The 18,905-nt window shown below is 72.0% G+C and carries 13 protein-coding genes; 12 read left to right on the top strand and 1 reads right to left on the bottom strand.

Translation table 11 applies throughout. The features are described 5' to 3' along the window. Window positions 1-44 precede the first annotated feature (44 nt). The 3 genes from N798_RS03845 (at window position 45) to N798_RS03835 (ending at window position 5,413) form a co-directional block, all read left to right on the top strand. Window positions 45-1,520 (top strand): protealysin inhibitor emfourin, encoded by a 1,476-nt coding sequence (locus tag N798_RS03845; protein WP_035946389.1) that lies wholly within the window; start codon window positions 45-47, stop codon window positions 1,518-1,520. A gap of 174 nt (window positions 1,521-1,694) precedes the next feature. Continuing rightward, window positions 1,695-4,592: an alpha/beta fold hydrolase gene (locus N798_RS03840; RefSeq protein ID WP_035946388.1), complete on the top strand. Its 2,898-nt coding sequence runs from the start codon at window positions 1,695-1,697 to the stop codon at window positions 4,590-4,592. After that, window positions 4,589-5,413 (top strand): ABC transporter permease, encoded by an 825-nt coding sequence (locus N798_RS03835; RefSeq protein ID WP_035946386.1) that lies wholly within the window; start codon window positions 4,589-4,591, stop codon window positions 5,411-5,413. The genes N798_RS03840 and N798_RS03835 overlap by 4 nt, the downstream gene beginning before the upstream one ends. Here N798_RS03835 and N798_RS03830 read toward each other — a convergent pair. Continuing rightward, a complete protein-coding gene (locus tag N798_RS03830; RefSeq protein ID WP_052116887.1) occupies window positions 5,406-8,078 on the bottom strand; it encodes an AMP-binding protein in 2,673 nt (890 codons plus the stop codon). The genes N798_RS03835 and N798_RS03830 overlap by 8 nt on opposite strands. A gap of 86 nt (window positions 8,079-8,164) precedes the next feature. Between N798_RS03830 and N798_RS03825 the strand changes: the two genes are divergently transcribed. From N798_RS03825 to gyrB, 9 genes are all read left to right on the top strand, one after another. Then, window positions 8,165-9,202, top strand: coding sequence for an extracellular solute-binding protein (locus N798_RS03825; protein ID WP_052116886.1), 1,038 nt, complete (start codon window positions 8,165-8,167; stop codon window positions 9,200-9,202). Window positions 9,203-9,246: 44 nt separating this feature from the next. After that, a complete protein-coding gene (locus N798_RS03820; protein WP_052116885.1) occupies window positions 9,247-10,947 on the top strand; it encodes an ABC transporter permease in 1,701 nt (566 codons plus the stop codon). Next, complete coding sequence (locus tag N798_RS03815; RefSeq protein ID WP_084100075.1) at window positions 10,944-12,104, top strand: ABC transporter ATP-binding protein; 1,161 nt, start codon at window positions 10,944-10,946, stop codon at window positions 12,102-12,104. The genes N798_RS03820 and N798_RS03815 overlap by 4 nt, the downstream gene beginning before the upstream one ends. A 125-nt stretch (window positions 12,105-12,229) precedes the next feature. After that, window positions 12,230-13,279, top strand: coding sequence for a methionine ABC transporter ATP-binding protein (locus N798_RS03810; RefSeq protein WP_052116884.1), 1,050 nt, complete (start codon window positions 12,230-12,232; stop codon window positions 13,277-13,279). Further along, window positions 13,276-13,959 carry a methionine ABC transporter permease gene (locus tag N798_RS03805; protein ID WP_035946384.1) on the top strand — a complete coding sequence of 228 codons (684 nt, stop codon included), beginning with the start codon at window positions 13,276-13,278 and terminating at the stop codon, window positions 13,957-13,959. Before N798_RS03810 ends, N798_RS03805 begins: the two co-directional genes overlap by 4 nt. A gap of 152 nt (window positions 13,960-14,111) precedes the next feature. Then, complete coding sequence (locus N798_RS03800; RefSeq protein WP_052116883.1) at window positions 14,112-14,969, top strand: MetQ/NlpA family ABC transporter substrate-binding protein; 858 nt, start codon at window positions 14,112-14,114, stop codon at window positions 14,967-14,969. Window positions 14,970-15,093: 124 nt separating this feature from the next. After that, window positions 15,094-15,540 carry an acyl-CoA thioesterase gene (locus N798_RS03795; protein WP_188450486.1) on the top strand — a complete coding sequence of 149 codons (447 nt, stop codon included), beginning with the start codon at window positions 15,094-15,096 and terminating at the stop codon, window positions 15,538-15,540. Window positions 15,541-15,676: 136 nt separating this feature from the next. Beyond that, complete coding sequence (locus tag N798_RS18015) at window positions 15,677-16,399, top strand: hypothetical protein (protein ID WP_156971606.1); 723 nt, start codon at window positions 15,677-15,679, stop codon at window positions 16,397-16,399. Between the two features lie 364 nt (window positions 16,400-16,763). Continuing rightward, window positions 16,764-18,857, top strand: a complete 2,094-nt coding sequence (gene gyrB / locus N798_RS03780) for a DNA topoisomerase (ATP-hydrolyzing) subunit B (RefSeq protein WP_156971605.1) — start codon at window positions 16,764-16,766, stop codon at window positions 18,855-18,857. Window positions 18,858-18,905 lie beyond the last annotated feature (48 nt).

The following is an 18,905-nucleotide window of genomic DNA, read 5'->3' as shown; positions in this document are numbered from 1 at the left end:
GCGCTCGGCGTGCGGCTGTCGGACCCCTGACACAGGATGGGGACATGACGACGACGCACGAGACCTCGCACCCGACCGACCCCCGTCCGGCCGTACGCTGCGGGATCGTGCCGCCCTACCTCCTCCAGGCACTGGCGAGCTCGGGTGAGCCGCACCTCGAGGAGCGCGCTCGCGAGACCTTGCGCCTCGACCAGCTCCGCTACGAGGAGCACGCCCGCGAGCACTCGCTCCGTCCCGACGGCGCGCGGGTGAGCCGCCGTGCCAACCGCGCGACGACCGAGGCCCCCAACCGCGTCGTCCACGACGCCGGTGGCGGCACGACGCTTCCCGGCGAGAAGGTGCGCGCCGAGGGCGAGCCGGCGACCGACGACACAGCCGTCAACGAGGCATATGACGGGCTCGGGGCGACGTGGGACCTGTGGAACGCGGCATACGGCCGCAACAGCCTCGACGACAGGGGGCTCGGGCTCGTCGCGACGGTCCACTACGGCACGAACTACGACAACGCCTTCTGGGACGGCTCGCAGATGGTCTTCGGTGACGGGGACGGCGTCGTGCTCCTCGGCTTCACCCGCAGCCTCGACGTCATCGGGCACGAGCTGGCCCACGGCGTCACGCAGTACACGTCCGGCCTCGTCTACCAGGACCAGGCCGGCGCCCTTAACGAGCACGTCTCCGACGTCTTCGGGATCCTCGTCAAGCAGCGCGCGCTCGGCCAGAGCGCCGAGGAGTCCGACTGGCTCATCGGCGCCGAGCTGCTCGGCCCGGACGTCAAGGGCGTCGCGCTGCGCTCGATGAAGGAGCCGGGCACCGCCTACGACGACCCGCGGCTGGGCAAGGACCCTCAGCCGGGCCACATGCGCGACTTCGTCGACACCGACGACGACAACGGCGGCGTCCACATCAACTCCGGCATCCCCAACCGCGCCTTCCACCTCGTCGCGACCACGCTCGGCGGCAATGCGTGGGAGCGTGCCGGTGCGATCTGGTATGCCGTCATCACCGGTGACATCAAGGCGGACTGCGACTTCGCGACCTTCGCCGCACTCACCGAGGCGGCTGCCGTCGCCGCTCACGGTGAGGACTCGGAGGAGGCTCGCGCCGTGCGGGACGCATGGGCCCAGGTGGGGGTCACGAACGAGACGGGCGGTGCCGCCGGGGGTGGGTCCGAGCGAGAGCCCGCGCCTGCGCCTGCACCGACTCCCTCACCCGAGCCGGAGCCTTCGCCCGTTCCGGCGGGTGGCGAGCCGGGGCTGGTCCAGGTGCGCCGGACGGGCGGGTTCGCCGGGCAGGTGCGCGAGCGGACCGTGCGCCTAGACGAGCTGCCCGACGACGACGCGACGGCGTGGCGCACGCTGCTCGCGAGCCCGACCCTCATGGCGCTCGCCCAGGGGCGGATGATCCCCGACGCGTTCCGCTACGGGGTCAGTTGTGACGTGCCGCCCGTCGACGTGACGATCCCCGAGCCGGCGCTGCCCGAGGGGGTCCGCGAGCTCTTCGACCGCACCCTCGAGGCCTGACGCGAACACCCGGGACGGCCGGCCCGACCGGTTCCGGGGCAGCGTGGGTGGCGGTCGCTGCGGGGGGCGGAGCCGCTGGCTCCGCGGGCGCGGAACCACCGGGGGTCGTGAACCGTTCGTCCGGTGAGCGCCGCTACGCCACGGCGCCAGAGACCCGTCGGGAGAGGATGAGCCATGCAGCGGCCCGTCCCTCTCCGCCCGGCCCGGCTGGCCCGACTGGTCCCGTCGCTGGCTGCCGTCGTCGTGGTCCTGTCCACCGTTGCCGCGGCAGCGCCCGCGTCGGCCGAGAGCGACAGCCGGGTGCGGACCACCGACCAGCTCGTCGACGTGGGCCCCGAGCCGGATGGCACGGCAGTGCGGCTCGACACCCGTCTCTACCTCCCCGGCGGTGACGACCCGAAGCCCGCCGTCCTCCTCGCCCACGGCTTCGGAGGCAGCAAGGAGAGCGTCGACCGCGAGGCCCGCGACTACGCGGCCGACGGACATGTCGTCCTCGCCTTCACCGCCCGCGGCTTCGGGCGGTCCGGTGGACGGATCCACCTCAACTCCCCGGACCACGAGATCGCCGACGGCGCGGCGCTGCTCGACCTGCTCGCCACACGACCCGAGGTCAGGCAGGACGGCGCCGGTGACCCGCGCGTCGCGGTCGCGGGCGGTTCCTACGGTGGTGCCTTCGCGCTCATGCTCGCCGGGGACGACCCCCGGGTCGATGCCACGGTCGCCGCCATCACGTGGAACGACCTGTCGGAGTCGCTCTTCCCGCAGGCGGCGGCCGGCAGCACCGAACCGGGTCCCTACAAGCAGCTCTGGGGCGCCCGGTTCTTCTCGTCGGCGCTCGGCGGGCTCGACGGCGGCGCCTCGGGGCTTGCGGGCGCGTCCCGGTCCCAGCCCTCGGTGAGCACGGCTGCTCCGAGCCCATCTCCCCCGAGCCCGGCCGCTCCGAGCGCACCGGCACAGGGCACGGACGGGCCGACGGCACCGAGCCAGCTGCTCTGCGGCCGCTTCGACCTCACGCTCTGCCGCCAGCTCCAGTCCGCCGCCGAGACCGGTCGCCCGAGCGCCGAGCTCACCGCGACCCTGCGCCGCAACAGCCCTCGCTCGACGATCGGCCGCGTCACGGCGCCGACCCTCCTCGTGCAGGGAGAGTCCGACACCCTCTTCGGGCTCGACCAGGCCGACGCCAACGCGGCGGGCCTCGCGCAGGCCGGCACCCGGCACGCCGTGCGGTGGACCGACGGCGGTCACGACGGAGCCTCGTCCAACCCGGGCCTCGACGAGGAGGCGGCGCGGACCTGGATCCGCACCTACCTCGAGGGCACGCGCACGACGCCGCTGCCCGTCCCCGCCTTCACCTTCTCGCTGCCGGTGCCACGCCGCAGCGACACGGCACCCGTGGCGACGCTCGACCGATACCCCGGGCTGCGCTCCGCACCGACCGGCGTGACCCTGCGTCGACCGGCTGAGCCGGGGGTCCTGCTCACCCCGCCCGGCGGGCAGCCCAGCTCGATGACGTCCCTGCCCGGCGCCGGTGCGTTCGAGCTGCCGACCTACCGCCTCGCCGCCCTCCCCGGCATGTCCGCGGCGTTCGAGAGCGTCCCGTTGTCGCGCAACCTCACCGTGGTCGGCGCCCCGACACTGCGCCTCGGCGTCACCTCCACCGGCTCGGAGGCGACCCTCTTCGTCTCCCTCTGGCGGGTCGAGGGGTCCGAGGCCGTCCAGCCCCGGGCGCTCACCGCCCCGGTCCGGGTCGCGACGACACCGGGCCGACCGACCGACGTCACCGTCGAGCTGCCCGCCTCCGTGTGGTCGATGGCGGCCGGCAGCCGCTGGCGGGTACTCGTCACCTCGACCGACAGCTCCTTCACCGTGCCGCGCGAGGCCCGGGCGGACCGGGTCGAGCTCACCGACGCGAGCCTCAGCGTCCCGACGGCGGAGGGCACGCTCCTCCCGGCGACGACCGAGCGCGACACCGAGTCCCTCGCCCTGGCCGGTGGCATCGCCGCCCTCCTCGCCGCGATCACCGTCTCCGCATTGCTGCGACGCCGGCGCCGGCTGCGCGAGGTCGTGCGCGACGACTGGGCCGACGTGCCGCTCGTCGTCGAGAACCTCACGAAGACCTATGCCGACGGCCACAAGGCCGTCGACGACGTCTCGTGGCGGGCCGAGAAGGGCCAGGTCGTCGGGCTCCTCGGACCCAACGGCGCCGGCAAGACCACGTCGATGCGGATGATGCTCGGCCTCATCACGCCCGACTCCGGCTCGGTCCACGTCCTCGGACGCCCGGTCCACCCCGGGTCCGACGTCCTCGGCCGGGTCGGTGCGCTCGTCGAGGGACCGGGCTTCCTCCCACACCTCACCGGCAGGCAGAACCTCGAGGCCTACTGGGCCGCCACCGGACGCCCGGCGGAGGAGGCCGAGATGGCCGACGCGCTCTCGGTCGCCGCCCTCGGCGGCGCCCTCGACCGCCCGGTCCGCACCTACAGCCACGGCATGAAGCAGCGCCTCGGCATCGCTCAGGCCATGCTCGGCAAACCCGAGGTGCTCTTCCTCGACGAGCCGACCAACGGACTCGACCCGCCCCAGATCGCGGCCATGCGACCGATCCTGCGCTCCTATGCCGAGTCCGGCCGCACCGTCGTCGTGTCCAGCCACCTGCTCGCGGAGGTCGAGATGACCTGCACCCACGTCGTCGTCATGCACGCCGGCCGGGTCGTCACGACCGGTCCCGTCGCCGACCTGCTCTCCAGCGACGACACGACCGTCTTCGAGCTCGCCTCGGTCGCCTCCCTCGCCCCGGCGCGCGCGGCACTCGCGGGGGCGGACGGCATACGGTCGATCGAGGTGATCGACGACCCGTCCAAGCCGATGCTCACCGTGGTCGCCGAGCGCCCGCGCGAGGAGGTCGTGCGCGACCTCGTCGCGTCGGGCGCCGAGGTCGTCGGCGTCGGCAGCCGGCGCCACCTCGAGGAGGTCTTCCTCGGAGTGATCGCCGCCTCGCAGGTCCGCCCGGACGACGAGGAGACCTCCGAGACCTCGGTCGTCGAGCGGCTGCGACAGGTGCGGGCCCGATGAGCCGGCCGCTGTCCTGGCGCTCCGAGCTGCGCCGCCAGCTCGGACGCCGCCGCACGCTGTGGGTCGTCGGCATCGTCCTCGTCCTGCCACTCGTCTTCGTCGCGGCGTTCTCGCTCGACGACGACCCCGGCCGGCCCGGTGACCCCGGCGTCCGGCTCGTCGACCTCGCGACGAGCGGTGGCCCGAACTTCACGACCTTCGCCTTCCTCGTCTCGGCCGAGCTGCTGCTCTTCATCGTCGCCGCCCTCTTCGCCGGCGACCCCGTGCCGGCCGAGGCGTCGTGGTCGTCGCTGCGCTACCTCCTCACCGCGCCCGTGACGCGTGCCCGGCTGCTCACGAGCAAGCTCGTCATCGGCTTCGTGTCGACGGCGGCCCTCGTCGTCGTGCTGCCGCTCTGGGCCCTCGCCGTCGGCACGATCGCCTACGGGCCCGAGCCGTTCACGATCCTCGGCGGCGGCGAGCTCCCGTGGGGCGAGTGGCTGCCGCGCATGGCAGTCGCGGTTGGCTACGTCCTCGTCATGGTCGCGCCCATCGGCGCCTTCGCGTTCTGGATCGGGGTGCGCAGCCAGACGCCGCTCGCCGCGGTCGGCGGCGCGCTCATGCTGCTCATCGTCGCCGGCATCCTCGACTCGATCGACGCCCTCGGCGACTGGCGCAAGGCGCTGCCCGGGCACTACTCACGAGCGTGGCTCGACCTGCTCGTCTCCGGCCCGGTCGACTGGACCGACCTGCGCCATGGGGTGCTGTGGGCCGTCCTGTATGCCGTGCTCTTCGTCGCGCTCGGCTACCGCCGCTTCCGGCGCCAGGACATCCTCAGCTGAGCACCCGGTCGCCGGCGTGGGCGCGCGACGGCACGAGGGCGGCCATCCGCGCCCCGACCCACCGCGCCACCGGCTCGACGATCGGGCTCGACCCGCGCCACGCGATCCAGCCGGTGAGCGTGGCGACGGCCGCGCCGAGCAGCGAGTAGCCGACGCGTCCCATGACCTCCCACTGGACGAGGTAGATGAAGAGCGAGGCCGACGCCACCGGCAGCAGCACGGGCACGACGAACGCCGGCACCCGGACCGAGCGCACCCACAGGAGCACGAGCAGCCCTGCGCCCAGCACCGCGTTGCGCTCGAGGTCACCGAAGAAGCCCGGGACGACAGTGAGCACGTATGCCGTGAGCAGCCACCGCTGCCACCTCACCTCCGCGCGGGCCATGGCCCACCCGAGGGCGAAGAGCCACAGGACGACGGCCGGGCGGCCGTTGACGTGGTGGTCACCGACCGGGACGAGGCCGTAGCGGAAGACGAGGGCGACGACGGCCACGGCCATCGGCACGACGAAGGGCCGGGTGCGCTCGAGCCGGTCGAGGGCCGGCACCGCGAGCAGCACCGTGACGCCGACGAGGATGTGGACGACGGCCTCGACGAACCAGTAGCGCCACTGCGGGTGGACGTTGCTGCCGCCGACCGAGGTGAGCAGCACCGGGTTCCACCACGAGTAGCGCTCGTCGACGAGGGTGAGCACGCCGAGCCACACCGCACTCGGCAGCGCGATGCGGGTCACCGACTCGGCCACGTGGGCGAGGCGCTCGGACCGCCGCCCGCCGGAGAGCTGGAACCGGGCGAAGGCGAAACCCGCGACGGCGAGAAGGACGTGCGCCCCTCCGCGCACGTCCAGCACACCGGCGTGGGTGAGGACGATGACGGCGATGGCCACGGCACGCAGGACGACGGAGGTCTCGAGCGAGCGCCAGCGCAGCCAGCGGGCCACGCGCGACGACTGGGCCGCGCCGTCCTCGGCAAGGCCGCTCGCCGGGGTCTCGGTCCGCGCCAGCTCGCGCACGGGCAGGACGTGCCACGACTCCGGCAGTGCGCCGAGCAGGCCCTCGAGCCGCACCGACGCCTCGACGTAGGAGAGCGAGTCGCCGCGCAGGGTGACGAAAGAGTCGTCGAGCGTGGCGTCGGGCCGGTCGAGCAGCTCGGCATAGAGCGCCCGCACCTCCTCCTCGTCCCCCGACCTATTGCCCCGGTGGGACACGCCAAGCAGGCCTTCGGCCGGCGAGACGTGTCCCACCGGGGCAATAAGTCGCGCTGGGGTGGGGCAGGTGCCCTCGCCGAAGGCGTCGACGAGCGTGGCCAGACCAGGGCGGTCGACCTTGCCCGACGGCGTGCGCGGCACCTCGTCGACCGCGGTCACGACGACGGCGGCGCGCGGGACGGCATACCGCTCGCTCACCTCGCGGCGCAGGGCCGCGAGGTCGCCGCCCTCGGGACCGACAACCGCGACGAGGAGCCGGTCGCCGCCGTCCATGACGTATGCCGGCCAGCCCCCCTCGCCGAGGTCGCTCTCGACCCGGTCGAGGTCGATCCGCAGCCCGCATACCTTGGCGAAGCGGCTGCGACGACCCACGATCTCGACGAGCCCGTCCGCGGTGAAGCGCGCGAGGTCGCCGGTGTGGAGCGGGCCCACCTCGGCGCCGCGGGCGAGGTCGCCGGGCGTCGTGGCGTAGCCCATCATGACGTTGCCGCCTTCGTAGACGAGCTCGCCGACGCCGACCGCGGCGCCCTCGACGGGTGCGAGCGAGAACCGTCCGCCGCGCACCGCGACGCCGATGCTCGACGGGTTCTCGGCCGCGAGATGCGCTGGGAGAGTTGCCATCCGGGCGGTCGCCTCGGTCTGCCCGTACATGACGAGCAGGTCGAACCCCCGCTCGGCGCCGAGCGCGGCCCAGCGCCGCACCGCGGCCGGGTCCATGCGGCCGCCGGCCTGGGTGAGCAGCCGCAGCCGCGGCACCGACATCGACGCGAAGCCCACGGCGTCGAGGAGGTCGAAGGTGTAGGGGACGCCCGCGAGCGTCGACCCGCCGGCCTCGCCGAACGCCTCCCAGAAGCAGGCGTCGACGACGGAGAGGTCGGTGAGCAGCACCCCCGCGCCGATGGACAGGTGGCTGAGCAGGACCGAGAGCCCGTAGCAGTACTGCAGCGGCAGGGTCGTCGCGGCGACGTCGTCGTCGCGCAGGCCGAGCGCGTCGACGATCTGGGCCGCGTTGCAGTCGATGTTGGCGGCACTGAGCCGGACGAGCTTGGGCGAGCCGGTGCTGCCCGAGGTCGAGAGCAGGAGAGCGAGGTCGGGGTGCAGGTCGTGGGCACTGCCGGGGCGGCGCGCCTCGAGGAGCGGGCCGCGCGCGACGACGTCGGGGTCCCAGGCGTCGACGAGCCCTCCCTCGCCGGGTGCCGTGAGGATGACGGGGTGACCGCCGGCCAGCGCCGAGAGCAAGGTGACGACGGACTCGACGTCGTTGGAGGCCTCGAGGAGCACGAGCCGGGGATCCGGCCCGAGCGCAGAGGCGCGCTCGTCGACGCGACCGGCGAGGACGGCATACGACATCGCCTGCATCCCGGACGGGCCCGCCCACCGCAGCGCGACGGCGTCGCCGAAGGACCGCAGCCGCCCGGCAAGGGCGACGCGGCGCCGGGGAAGCACCGGGGTCGTCATGGCCGACGATGATAGGGGGATTTGGACAGGCTTACCTAACTCCGCCAGAATGCAGCGTCAGCGTTCCCGCTCCCAGGAGTCCCCTCGTGCCCTCTCCCCGCACGCGCCGCGCCACCGTCGCCGGCCTCGTCGCCACCGCCACCGTCCTGCCGCTGTCCGGCTGCGGCGTCCTCGGGATCGGCGGCAGCAACGCCGACCTCCAGATCTACTCGGCGCGGCACTACGACCTCGAGGGCGCGTTCAAGGAGTTCCAGGACGAGACCGGCATCAGCGTCGAGTTCATCTCGGGCAGCGACGCCGAGCTCCTCCAGCGGATCAAGGCCGAGGGCGCCGACGGCGAGGCCGACGTCTTCATGACCGTCGACGCCGGCAACCTGTGGAACGCCGCCGAGCAGGGCGTCCTCAAGCCGGTCGAGTCGCAGGCGCTCACCGACGCCGTCCCGGCCGACCTGCGGGACAGCGGCAACCAGTGGTTCGGCCTCGCGATGCGCGCCCGCACGACGATGTACAACCCCGACAAGGTCAAGCCGACCGACTTCGACGCGACGAACACGTATGCCGGTCTCACCGACCCGAAGTGGAAGGGTCGCCTCTGCATGCGCGACGCCACCTCGGCCTACACGCAGAGCCTCGTCGCGAGCCTCATCGACCTCGACGGCCGCGAGAAGACGCTCGCGACGGTCAAGGGCTGGGTCGCCAACGACGTCGACATCAAGTCCAACGACGTCGAGCTGCTCAAGGCCATCGACGCCGGCACGTGCGACGTCGGCATCACGAACCACTACTACCTCGCCCGCGAGCTCAAGAAGAAGGCCGACCTCAAGGTCAAGCCGTTCTGGGCCTCGCAGCAGGGCGCCGGCACGCACGTCAACATCTCGGGCGCCGGCGTCGTCAAGACCTCCGACAACGCCGCGCAGGCGCAGCAGCTCATCGAGTGGCTCGCGACCAAAGGCCAGAGCTCGTTCGTCGACGGCAACCACGAGTACCCCGTGAACGAGTCCGTGGAGCCCGAGCCGCTCATCGCCGGGTTCGGTGAGTTCAAGAGGATGCCGATCTCGGCCGAGGCCTACGGCTCGCAGAACGCCGAGGCCGTCAAGCTCCTCGCCGAGGCCGGCTACAAGTGACCGGTCGCGCGTGACCGCGACGTACCCCTTGGGATGATGACAGCGTGAGCGCCGAGGTGGAGACCGACCGCCCGGTCGCCGGGAGTGGTCGCCGCTCCCGCGCGGCCCGGCTCCCGGGCTCCGGGCGACCCGCGTGGTCGGCGCTCGTCGTCGTCATCGCACTGCTCGTCTCGGTCCCCGTCGTCTCCGTCCTCGTCCAGGCGGTCGCGAGCGCGGGCGACCTCGCCCTGCCGTCTGACCTCCTCGAGATGGTCCTCACGACGGTCGCCCTGCTCGCCCTCGTGGGACTCGGGACATCGGTCCTGGGCGTCGGTCTCGCCTGGCTCGTCACGGCGTACGACTTCCCGGGGCGACGGCTCTTCTCGTGGATGCTCGTGCTGCCGCTGGCGATGCCGGCCTACGTCCTCGGCTTCCTCTTCCTCTCGACGTTCGGTCCCGCGGGCGGGCCGGCGCGTGCGTCGCGGTCGGTCTTCGGCGGCTCGGGCGTCGTCGAGCTGCTCTCGGGCTGGATGGGCGCGCCCGTCGTCCTCTCGCTCACCCTCTATCCCTACGTCTACCTCCTCGCCCGCGCGGCGTTCCGCGGCCAGGGGCAGGTGACGTGGGACGCCGCGCGCATGCTCGGTGCGACGCCGTGGCGGGCGTTCCGGCAGGTGCTCCTCCCGCTGGCGCGGCCGGCGCTCGCGGGTGGCCTCGCCGTCGTCATGATGGAGACGCTCACCGACTTCGCGACCGTGCAGTACTTCGGGGTGCGCACCGTCTCGGTCGGCGTCTACCTCACGTGGAAGGGCACCTTCGACTTCGCCTCGGCCGCGCAGCTCTCGGTGCTCGTCCTCGCCTTCGCCGTCATGGTCCTCACCGGCGAGCGGCTGCTGCGCGGCGGCGCCCGCTATGACGCGCGCGGCTCGCACCGCCCTCCCGCTGCGCCGACCCGGCTCACCGGCGCCGGTCGTTGGTGGGCTTTCGCCGCGGCGGCGTCGGTGCTCGCGGTCGGCTTCGTCCTCCCCGTCCTCCGCCTCGTGTGGTGGGCGGTGACGGCGACCCTCGCCGACTCGTCGTCGCTCTCGACCGGCCGCTTCGCGACCAACCTCGCCAACAGCGCCGTCATGGCCGCGCTCGCCGCGCTCGCCTGCGTCACCCTCGCGCTCCTCCTCACCCACGGCGTCCGGATGACCGGCGGTCGTCTCGCCCGGGGTGCCGCGCAGCTCACGACCTTCGGGTATGCCGTGCCGGGCGCCGTCATCGGTATCGGCGTCCTCGTCTCCTTCGCGGCCCTCGACCGCTCGCTCGAGGCGCTCGGCGTCCCGGGCGGCACGGGGCTCGTCGTCACCGGCTCCGTCATCGGGCTGCTCGCGAGCTATGTCGTGCGGTTCCTCGCCCCGGCCTACCAGGCGGTCGACGCCAGCTTCACGACGATCTCGCCGTCGGTGACGAACTCGGCATTCTCGCTCGGCGCCTCACCGATGCGGGTGCTGCGCCGGGTCCACCTGCCGCTGTCGCGCTCGGGCATCGCGGTGGCGCTCGTGCTCGTCGCCGTCGACGCCGTGAAAGAGTTGCCCCTCGTGCTGCTCCTTCGACCCTTCGGCTTCACCACCGTGTCGGTGTGGGTCTACGAGCTCGCCAACGAGAACTTCTGGGAGCAGGCCGCCCTGCCCGCCCTGCTCATCGTCGCGCTCGCGATCGTGCCGGTCTTCTTCCTCGTCCGGCAGGTGCGCCTGGCCGAGCCGCACCGGCAGGTGACGTCGTGACCGGCGCGGCGACGGTCCGCCCGGCGACCTCGGGCACGGCGACGGCCAGCGCGGTGACGCTGCGCGGCGTCTCGAAGTCCTACGGCGACACCCTCGCCGTGAGCGACCTCGACCTGACCGTCCAGCGCGGCGAGATCGTCGCCCTCATCGGCCCGTCCGGGTGCGGCAAGTCGACGCTGCTGCGGCTCGTCGCCGGGCTCGAGCGTCCCGACGCCGGCAGCGTCACGGTCGGCGACCGCGTCGTCGCCGGTCCGGAGTGGGTGCCTCCGGAGCGCCGGCGCATCGGCCTGGTCTTCCAGGAGCACGCGCTCTTCCCGCACCTCACCGTCGCCGACAACATCCGGTTCGGCCTCGACGGGCGCTCCCGGTCCGAGCAGGACGCCCGGGTGCGTGAGGTCCTCGAGCTCGTGCACCTCGCCCACGTCGTCGACCGCTACCCCCACGAGCTCTCCGGCGGCGAGCAGCAGCGCGTCGCCCTCGCCCGTGCGCTGGCGCCCCGCCCCGAGGTCGTCCTCCTCGACGAGCCGTTCTCCTCGCTCGACGAGTCGCTGCGGGCACGGGTCCGGGCCGACACTGTGGAGGCGCTGCACGCCACCGGCACGACGGCGATCCTCGTGACCCACGACCAGACCGAGGCCCTCTCGATCGGCGACCACGTCGGCGTCATGCGGGCCGGTGTCGTCGAGCAGTGGGGGCGTCCCGTCGAGGTCTTCGAGCGGCCCGTGAGCCGGTTCGTCGCGTCCTTCATGGGCGACGCCGACTTCCTGCCGACGTCGGTCACCGACTCCGGGCTGGCCTGCGAGCTCGGGCTCGTGACGATCCGCAAGGACGTCGCCGACGCCGAGGTCGTCGTCCGCCCGCACGAGGTGAGCCTCCGGCTGCCCGGCCCCGGCGTCACCGGCGCCGCCGCCGTCGTGGACCGCGTCGAGTACCAAGGGCCGTTCATCCTCCACACGGTCCGCCTCGCCTCGGGCCGGACCATCCGGTCGTGGCAGCCGCACTCGGTCCGCTACCCCGTCGGCACCGAGGTCCTCGCCTCGATCGCGCCGGGGATCGTCCCCAGCCTTCTCAGCGGCGAGACCGCCCTCACCCACTCGCCCACCCAGCCCGACCCCACCGCCACACCTTTGCCGCCCGACGTGGGTTCCGTGCACTGAACCGCCCAACCGTCCCCCGAGCGCGCTGGTGCCACTCCGGGCGGAAACGTGGAACGAGGCTCAGGTCGTGAGACATCGTCACCGCCGATTTGCTTATCCAATGGATAACGCATACTTATTGTCGGGTGGTTGACGCTTCATCTGATTTCCCGGCCGGCCCGGAGGGCACACCCCGCCCCACCGCCCCGGCGCTCTCCGTCCACGACCTCACCAAGGTCTTCGACTCCCGCGGCACGACGGTGACCGCCCTCGACGCGGTCTCGCTCGTCGTCCCGCGCAGCGAGATCCACGGCATCGTGGGTCGCTCCGGCGCCGGCAAGTCGACGCTCATCCGCTGCCTCACCGGGCTCGAGCAGCCGACGTCGGGCCAGGTCGTCGTCGCGGGCGAGGACATCACCACCCTGCGCGGGGCCGACCTGCGCGCCGCCCGCCGTCGGTTCGGCGTCGTCTACCAGCACGCGAACCTCCTCGACTCGCGCACCGCGGCTGACAACATCGCGCTCCCGCTCGAGATCGCCGGCTGGGACAAGGCCGAGCGCGACGCCCGCGTCACCGAGCTGCTCGAGCTCGTCGGCCTCACCGACCGGGCGGGCAACCACCCCGGCCAGCTCTCGGGCGGTCAGCAGCAGCGCGTCGGCATCGCCCGGGCCCTCGCGGCCCGGCCCGAGATCCTCCTCTGCGACGAGCCGACCTCGGCCCTCGACGCGGCCACCACCGGCCAGATCCTCGCCCTGCTCAAGGAGCTGCGCGACCGCCTGGGCATCACCGTCGTCGTCATCACCCACGAGCCCTCGGTCGTGCGCGAGGTCTGCGACGCCGTCACCCTCCTCGGCGACGGCGCCGTCCTCGAGCAGGGCCGGCTCGGCGAGGTCATCGCCGACCCGACGACCCGCCTGCACCGCGAGCTCATCCCGCTCGTCGAGCCCGCGCCCGACGGCCTCGCCCGCCTCCAGGTCGCCCTCGGTCACCCCGACTCCCCGGTCGGCTCGATCGACGGCATCATCTCGCTGCTGCGCCACGAGGGCATCGAGGCCGACGTCGCCGCGGCCACCGTCGAGACGGTCGCCGGCCGACGCGTGGGGCGACTGCTCGTCGAGCTCGCCGACGCCGCACTCGTCGACCGTGCCCGTGACGTGCTCGACCACGCCCGTCTCCACCCGGAGGTGGCGGCATGAGGTTCGAGACCGACCCCACCTGGCTCGACAACCCCGTCATCCGTGAGGGCCTGCCGACCGCGCTCTGGGAGACGCTCGCCATGACGCTGGGCTCGGCGGCGATCACCGCCGCCCTCGGGATCGTCGTCGGCGTGCTGCTCCACCAGTCCGCGCCCGGGGGCATCGCCCCGCAGCCGACGCTTCACCGCGTCCTCGGCGCGGTCGTCAACGTCGGCCGCTCCCTGCCCTTCCTCATCCTCATGATCGCGATCATCCCGATCACCCGCTTCATCGCCGGCACGACCGTCGGCTGGCGAGCGATGATCGTGCCGCTCACCGTCGGCGCCGTGCCGTTCTTCGCGCGGCTCGTCGAGACCTCGCTGCGTGAGGTGTCCGCCGGCAAGGTCGAGGCCGCCACGATGATGGGCGCCACCCGCTGGGAGGTCACTCGCAAGGTGCTCCTGCCCGAGGCCCTCCCCGGCATCGTCGCGGGGCTCACGACGACCGTCATCGCCCTCATCGGCTACTCCGCCATGGCGGGCGCCGTCGGCGGCGGCGGGCTCGGTGCCACGGCGATGTCCTACGGCTACAACCGCTTCCAGACCGACGTCATGATCGCCGCCGTCGTGCTCCTCGTGGTCGTCGTCCAGGTCGTCCAGGTCGCGGGCGACCGCCTCGCCCGCGCCGTCGACCACCGCTGACCCCACCTTCCGGGCGGCCGTGTGCCGTCCGCCCCCGACACCGTCGTCGGCCCACCTGACCTGCCGGGCACCTCCCGGCACGACACGTGTCGGCCACGAGGCCGGCATACCCACGTCGGCCCGACCGGCCGGCATACGAAAGGAAAGAAGCCATGTCCCCGTTCCCCCGCCGAGGTCTCGTCGCCGGAGTGTCCGTGCTCGCCGCCATGAGCCTCACGGCCTGTGGTGCGGGCGGTGGCGACTCCAGCGGTCCCGAGGCCGACGGCAACGGCGTGACGAAGCTCGTCGTCGGCGCCTCGCCGACGCCGCACGCCAAGATCCTCGAGTTCGTCGACGCGAACCTCGCCAAGGAGGCCGGGCTCGACCTCGAGATCAAGAGCTTCGACGACTACGTCCAGCCCAACGTCCAGCTCGCCGAGGGCACCCTCGACGCGAACTACTTCCAGCACCTCCCCTACTACGAGGCGCAGGTCAAGGACCGCGGCTACGACTTCGCGCACTACGGCGGCGTCCACATCGAGCCGTTCGCGCTCTACTCCAAGAAGGTCAAGGACGTCTCCGAGCTCGGGACCGGCGCGCAGGTCGGCATCAACAACGACCCGTCCAACCAGGGCCGCGCGCTCGAGCTGCTCGCCAAGGCCGGCGTCATCACGCTCAAGGCCGGCAAGGACGCGACGAACGCGACGATCTACGACATCGACGCCAACCCGAAGAAGCTCCAGTTCAAGGAGACCGACCCGGCGCAGCTCGTCCGCTCGCTCGACGACCTCGACGTCGCCGTCATCAACGGCAACTACGCGATCGAGGCCAACCTCTCGCCGACCAAGGACGCGATCCTCGTCGAGGAGGCCAAGGACAACCCCTACGCCAACTTCCTCGCCGTCCAGAAGAAGGACGAGTCCAACGCGGCTCTCAAGAAGCTCGACGAGCTGCTCCACTCGCCCGAGGTCAAGGCCTACATCGAGAAGACCTGGCCCGACGGCTCGGTGCTTCCCGGCGCCGACGCCTGACCCGCAACCCCGACTTATTGCCCAGATGGGACGGCGAGCGCCAGCGAGCTGTCCCATCTGGGCAATAAGTCGCCACGTATGCCGGCACGTCCGGTCTCAAGACCGGCGCAACTACGCTCGGCGCATGACCGTCGACCCGCGCTCGCTGACCCGTGCCGACTTCCCGGAGATGCAGCGGGTGACCACGCGCTGGGCCGACAACGACATGTACGGCCACCTCAACAACGCCGTCTACTACGAGCTCTTCGACTCGGTGCTCAACGCCTGGCTCATCCGCGAGACCGGCACCGACGAGACGACGACGTCGACCTTGGGAGTGGTCGCTGAGTCGTCGTGCCGGTTCTACGCCGAGCTGGCCTACCCACACCCGGTCGACGTGGGCGTGCGGGTCGAGCGAGTCGGCACCAAGAGCGTGACCTTCGCGTTCGGGCTCTTCGCCGACGGCAGCGACGACATCGCCGCGCACGGGCTGTGGGCGCAGGTCTACATCGACCGCGCCGGCCGCCACTCGGTCCCGATCCCCGACGACGTCCGCGCCGTCGTCGAGCGCACGCTCGCCGCCCAGCCATAGCTCACCACCACCCCAACGCCCGACTTCTTGCCCAACTGCGCCACGCTCGGCTGTCGCATCCGGGCAAGAAGTCGGGGGGTGTGAACCACGGCTTGTCGCACTGAGTCACATCAGTCACTCCCGTTACAGTGACCGCATGACGTCCCGGGGTCTCGTCCTGTCCACCCGCCGGCTTCCGCGCGTGCTCGCTCCGTTGCTGCTGGCCACGCTCGCGCTCTCGGCCTGCTCCGACGACGAGCCCACGGCCGCCCCCTCGACGTCGCCGAGCCCGAGCGTCTCAGAGTCGTCGTCGGAGATCCCGAGCGAGACGCCGAGCCCGACCCCCACCGTCACCGAGACGCCGTCGGCCACCCCGACCCCCTCACCGTCGGTCACGCCGACGGCTGCGAGGCCCACACCGACCCCGACGCGCACCCCCGCGTGCGCCGCGGCCAAGGTGCGCGCGGCCGACGTCACCGGCATGTCGACCGCCGCGGCTGCCAAGGCCAGGAAGATCTCGACCGCCGCACGGGCGTGCGACTCCGCGACCCTCGTCTCGCTCGCTCGCGCCGACTCCACCGGGCTCGCCGGCGACCAGCCTCCGGCCTCGGTCTTCACGAGCAAGGCCGGGTCGAGCTACGTGGCGCTCGCCATCGTCCTGTCGATGCCCCCGACCGAGTCCTTCGACGGCACGATCCAGCCGCGGGTCTTCTCCGAGCAGTATGCCCAGAACGACGCCGAGTGGGACAAGGTCGTCGCGGCGGGCCTCCTCACCAGGAGCCAGGCCACGAAGATGCGCCAGGACGACGGTGGCTACACCGGCTACCGCGTCGGCATCGCCGAGGACGGTACCTGGACCTTCTTCACCACCGGCCGCTGACGCCCCTTCCCCGCGTCGCCGCCTTGCCCACGCAGAGCGTGGGTCCCGCCGTCCGAAGTGGGTTCCTCGCGCCTCCGGTGGGAACGGCTCCGGTGTGAAGTGCGACGTGCCCACGCAGAGGGTGGGACCCGCCGCCCGAAGCCCCCGACCGGCACGCGAAAAACGCGCTCAGGGCGGCTCAGAGGGGTGGGGGCCGTATGCCGGGTCGAAAACATGCCTCGTACGTCGAGAAAACCGCCTTCCCGGGCCTCCAGCGGTGTGCAGAGTCGGACCTGACAGGTAAACTGGACGGTGAACGTCGCGCCCAGGGCCGGGTCACCCGCCCCGGGCGCGTCGCATGAGCCGCACCAGCTGAAGGAGCACCGTGCCCAGCACGCCCGAGGACAACAGCATCGAGACGCCGGACCCCATCACCCCGGCCCAGGCACAGGCCCCGGCAGAGGCGACCACGACGGCACGGTCCTCGTCCGCGGTCGACGCGGACACGGCATACGACGCCTCCGCGATCCAGGTGCTCGAGGGTCTGGAGGCGGTGCGCAAGCGGCCCGGCATGTACATCGGGTCCACCGGTGAGCGCGGTCTGCACCATCTCGTCTGGGAGATCGTCGACAACGCCGTGGACGAGCGGCTCGCCGGCTACGCCGACACCATCGACGTCACCCTCCTCGAGGACGGCGGCGTGCGCGTCACTGACAACGGCCGTGGCATCCCGACGGGCATGAACGAGGCCTACGGCATGTCGACCGTCGAGCTCGTCCTCACCCAGCTCCACGCCGGCGGCAAGTTCGGTGGCGGCGGCTACAAGGTCTCCGGTGGGCTCCACGGCGTCGGCTCCTCCGTCGTCAACGCGCTCTCGACCCGGCTAGAGGCCGAGATCAAGCAGCTCGGCCACGTCTGGCGGATGACGTTCCAGGACGGCGAGCGCGTCGAGCCGCTCGAGAAGCAGGAGGCGACCGACGAGACCGGCACGACGATCACGTTCTGGGCCGACCCCAACATCTTCGAGACGACGACCTACGACTACGAGACGATCCGGGCCCGCTTCCAGCAGATGGCCTTCCTCAACAAGGGCCTGACGATCAACCTCGTCGACGAGCGCGTCCACGAGAGCACCGACGAGTCCGACGCGGCCGAGGTGGAGGGCAACGACGAGCGCAAGCGCGCCGTCTCCTACCGCTACGACAACGGCATCGTCGACTACGTCACCCACCTCGTGTCGAGCAAGAAGTCCGACCCCGTCCACCCCGAGATCATCAGCATCGAGGTCGAGGACGAGGAGCGCGCGCTCAGCCTCGAGCTCGCCATGCAGTGGACCAGCGCCTACAGCGAGTCCGTCCACACCTATGCCAACACGATCAACACCCACGAGGGCGGCACCCACGAGGAGGGCTTCCGTGCGGCGATGACCAAGCTCGTCAACGACTTCGCGCGCAAGCAGAACCAGCTCAAGGACAAGGACGAGAACCTCACCGGCGACGACGTCCGCGAGGGCCTCACCGCCGTCATCAGCGTCAAGCTCGGCGAGCCGCAGTTCGAGGGCCAGACCAAGACCAAGCTCGGCAACTCCGAGGTCAAGGGCTTCGTCCAGCGCGCCATGACCGACTCGTTCGGTGACTGGCTCGAGCGCCACCCCGCCGAGGGCAAGGAGATCGTCCGCAAGGCGATCCAGGCCGCGACCGCCCGTATGGCCGCGCGCAAGGCCCGGGAGGCGACCCGCAAGCGCGTCCTCGAGTCCGGTGGCCTCCCCGGCAAGCTGCGCGATTGCCAGGCCAAGGACCCGGCCGTCTCCGAGGTCTTCATCGTCGAGGGCGACTCCGCCGGCGGCTCGGCCGTGCGCGGCCGCAACCCGCACACGCAGGCGATCCTCCCGATCCGCGGCAAGATCCTCAACGTCGAGCGCGCCCGCCTCGACAAGGCGCTCGCCAACCAGGAGGTGCAGGCGCTCATCTCGGCGTTCGGCACCGGCATCGGCGAGGACTTCGACATCGAGAAGGCCCGCTACCACAAGATCGTCATCATGGCCGACGCCGACGTCGACGGCATGCACATCCGCACGCTGCTGCTCACGCTGCTCTTCCGGTTCATGAAGCCGCTCATCGAGGCCGGCTACGTCTATCTCGCCCAGCCCCCGCTCTACCGCATCAAGTGGAGCAACGCCCCGCACGAGTTCGCCTTCACCGACCGTGAGCGCGACGCGCTCGTCGCCGAGGGGCAGAGCAAGGGCCGCCGCATGCCCAAGGACAACGGCATCCAGCGCTACAAGGGTCTCGGCGAGATGGACTACCAGGAGCTGTGGGAGACCACGATGGACCCCGACAACCGGGTCCTGCTCCAGGTGACGCTCGACGACGCTGCTGCGGCGGACGAGATCTTCTCCGTGCTCATGGGCGAGGACGTGGAGTCGCGGAGGTCGTTCATCCAACGCAACGCTCGCGACGTGCGCTTCCTCGACATCTGATGCGTATGCCGGTCAGCTGGGTCGCGGAGGCACCTCACCTCCCAACTC

It is taken from the genome of Knoellia flava TL1 (genome assembly GCF_000768675.1).
GTDB classification, from domain to species: domain Bacteria; phylum Actinomycetota; class Actinomycetes; order Actinomycetales; family Dermatophilaceae; genus Knoellia; species Knoellia flava.
This window is presented reverse-complemented; position numbering and strand designations above follow the sequence as displayed.